This is a genomic window from Heliomarina sp., from assembly GCF_052826185.1.
This window is the reverse complement of sequence record NZ_JBRBUI010000031.1, coordinates 1-2,647: the sequence shown is the minus strand read 5'-3', so window position 1 is coordinate 2,647 and position 2,647 is coordinate 1. Positions and strand designations below refer to the sequence as shown.

Below are 2,647 nucleotides of genomic sequence, written 5' to 3'. Positions count from 1 at the left end.
TATAGAACAGGCTCAGCCCTTCGGTCGGGCTGCTCACATCCTCAAGCCGCGTTGTTCTGGCCAGAAGCAACATCTTGTCTGCCACCTGCGCGGTAGAAATCCAGACTTTTTGTCCGTGCACGACATATCTGTCCCCCCGCCGCACCGCCATGGTCTTCAGCTTTGTGGTATCCAGCCCCGTCGTCGGTTCGGTCACGGCGAAACAGGCCTTTTCATCGCCTGCTATTAGAGGGCCAAGCATACGCGCGCGCTGCTCATCGGTCCCAAACTTCACCACCGGGTTGAGCCCGAAAATGTTCATGTGGATGGCCGAGGCTCCGCTTGCGCCGGCCCCCGACTCGGCGATTGCCTGCATCATTATGGTCGCCTCGGTGATCCCCAGACCAGCGCCGCCGACAGCTTCTGGCATGGCGATACCCAGCCAGGCGCCATCGGCCATTGCCCTGTGCAGTTCATGGGGAAAACCACCGTTGCGATCCCGATCCAGCCAATAGTCGTCGTCGAACCTTGCGCAAATCCGCAGAACCTGGTCGCGAATCTCTTGTTGGTCGGCGGTCAATCGAAATGTCATAGCGCGCGCCCTCTTTCCAATCTTACGAGCCCAGCCTCACATAGGGCAGCGATCCGCTCATCGTCAAAACCAAGATCACGCAGAATGCTTTGGCTGTCTGCGCCAGGCGGTCGTCCCAGCCAACGAAGCTGACCGGGCGTCGCGCTGAGATGAGGGACCGGACCAATGACCTGAGTCTGTTCGCCAGCGACCGACACGATATCCCCGCGATGGCGTATCTGCTCGTTCGTCGCGATTTCCTCGACACTCAACACACGCGAGGCAACGGCATCATGGCGGGCGAATACCGCCTCCACTTCCTTAGCCGTGTGCTGCGTGACGAAATCATTGATCGCGTCAAAGACCACCGTCATGTGCTGCGACATCTCGCCGAGTGTCGCAAACCGCGGATCATCGGCAAGGGCGTCCCCGCCGACTGCCCGCAACAGTCGGTGCGCGGTTTCCGCGCTCCCTGCGGAAACGGTCAGCCACACCCCATCGGACGTTCGGAACATCCCCCCCGGAGCAAAGTCCATCGGCTGGCGCAGCCCATTGCGCCGCGGCGAGAGGTTCGCGCCCGTCAATGCGGGAACAGGATAGTCCATCAACCGAAGCAACGCCTCGAACACCGCAAGATCGACGACCTGACCGCGTGCAATGCCCTTTTCGCGAGCAAATAGCGCGATCATGATTCCCAAAGCGCCCATCAGCCCTGTCGTGCTGTCGGCCGCCGGAAAGCCGGGGTGCATCGGCGGCCCGTCGGGAAAACCGGTCAGATGCGCTAATCCACTCATGGCCTCCGCAGCACGCCCAAACGCTGGCACGTCGCGCATCGGACCGTCCTGTCCGTAACCTGAAACCCGCAAGACAACCAAGTCCGGGTTCCAATCGTGCAAGACGTCTGGCCCAACACCGGCACGTTCCAGCACACCCGGTCGGAAATTTTCGATCAGCACGTCGGCATCTTCGACCAACTTTCGCAGGATGTCCCGGCCCTCGTCGGACTTCCAGTCCAGGCCTAGTGTTTTCTTGTTACGGCCCAAAGTCTTCCACCAGACGCCCACCCCATCCTCTGCCTTGGGTCCAAGGTCGCGCATCATATCCGTCCGGTTGGGGGCTTCGATCTTGATGACATCTGCACCAAAATCCGAGAGTAAAGCTGCCGCAAGTGGTCCGGCAATTACGTGACCAAGTTCTATAATCTTCAGTTGATCAAGGGGTCCAGACATCTGCACTTTCGACTTTGCTAATTTTCTAATGGTTGTTCGATTCCTAGCAAAGGCGAAGTCGGACCTCAAGATTCAAAGGTAATCACTTCCCCAAAAACGTAACCGCCCGGTTGTTACCGCGGATCAGTTTATCGGCGTCCAGTTCCATGAAAGCAGTTCGTTGAGCGGGTTGGTCATGTGATTGTGGATGCGGTCGAGGATTTCGGCCAGCCAGGCTTGCCGATCGTGGCCGTTCATCTTGGCTGTCTCGACAAGGGAGATCGCCCGGGACAGCGTTTCGCCACCGCTGTCGGAGCCTGCAAAAAGTCAGTTTTTTCGCCCGATGCTGATCGGGCGCATGACGCGCTCGGCGGTGGTGTCGTCGATGCCGACGCGGCCATCTCCAAGGAAGAGCTCGAATGACGGCCAGCAGCTGAGACCATAGCGGAAGGCCTTCGCGAGACCGTCCTTGCCGGGAATGCGTAGCAGTTGGGCCTCGGTCCATGCCTTGAAGGCCTAGACCATGGAGCGGGAGTGCGCCTGGCGTGCTGCCAGCCGCAGTTTCGCTGTCTTTTTTGCCCACCCGAACTATGGCCTGCCGTGCGTTCTTTCAGGCCTGTGGGACGAAGCGCTCGTCTTTGGCGGCACCGAAGTGGCTCCGACATTCGGCGGTTTTCTCGAAGGCGCGCTTGAGGCGACGGAACATGCCTACACCGTCCTTAAGACGGGTCGAGGGCGCTCAGAGAAACGCTTATAACTGCATCTGCGTTCAGGCTGTCGCTGGGGAACCTGAAGGAGCGTTTTCTTGTTTAGGCGGCTTGATCAAGAAGAACAGCGCATACAATACCGGCACCGCGACCAGTGTCAGGATCGAGGCGAACGCGAGGCC

The 2,647-nt window shown here is 59.4% G+C and carries 3 protein-coding genes and 1 pseudogene; 1 reads left to right on the top strand and 3 read right to left on the bottom strand.

Going from position 1 to position 2,647, the window contains the following annotated elements; genetic code table 11:
- From ACU0FH_RS10910 to ACU0FH_RS10900, 3 genes and pseudogenes are all read right to left on the bottom strand, one after another.
- A partial coding sequence (locus tag ACU0FH_RS10910; protein ID WP_446194632.1) for an acyl-CoA dehydrogenase family protein occupies window positions 1-571 on the bottom strand: 571 nt, incomplete at its 3' end.
- Complete coding sequence (locus ACU0FH_RS10905; RefSeq protein ID WP_152467184.1) at window positions 568-1,779, bottom strand: CaiB/BaiF CoA transferase family protein; 1,212 nt, start codon at window positions 1,777-1,779, stop codon at window positions 568-570. The genes ACU0FH_RS10910 and ACU0FH_RS10905, both read right to left, overlap by 4 nt.
- Window positions 1,780-1,902: 123 nt before the next feature.
- Window positions 1,903-2,325: pseudogene (locus ACU0FH_RS10900) on the bottom strand (IS66 family transposase); the annotation flags it as partial.
- Between ACU0FH_RS10900 and ACU0FH_RS10895 the strand changes: the two are divergent.
- A complete protein-coding gene (locus tag ACU0FH_RS10895; RefSeq protein ID WP_336246031.1) occupies window positions 2,282-2,515 on the top strand; it encodes a hypothetical protein in 234 nt (77 codons plus the stop codon). The pseudogene ACU0FH_RS10900 and the gene ACU0FH_RS10895 overlap by 44 nt on opposite strands.
- Window positions 2,516-2,647: the final 132 nt, after the last annotated feature.

Excerpts from the sequence above, each read along its gene's own strand:
- ACU0FH_RS10905 (WP_152467184.1), bottom strand. The coding sequence starts at position 1,779 with ATGTCTGGACCCCTTGATCAACTGAAGATTATAGAACTTGGTCACGTA.
- ACU0FH_RS10895 (WP_336246031.1), top strand. The coding sequence starts at position 2,282 with ATGGAGCGGGAGTGCGCCTGGCGTGCTGCCAGCCGCAGTTTCGCTGTC.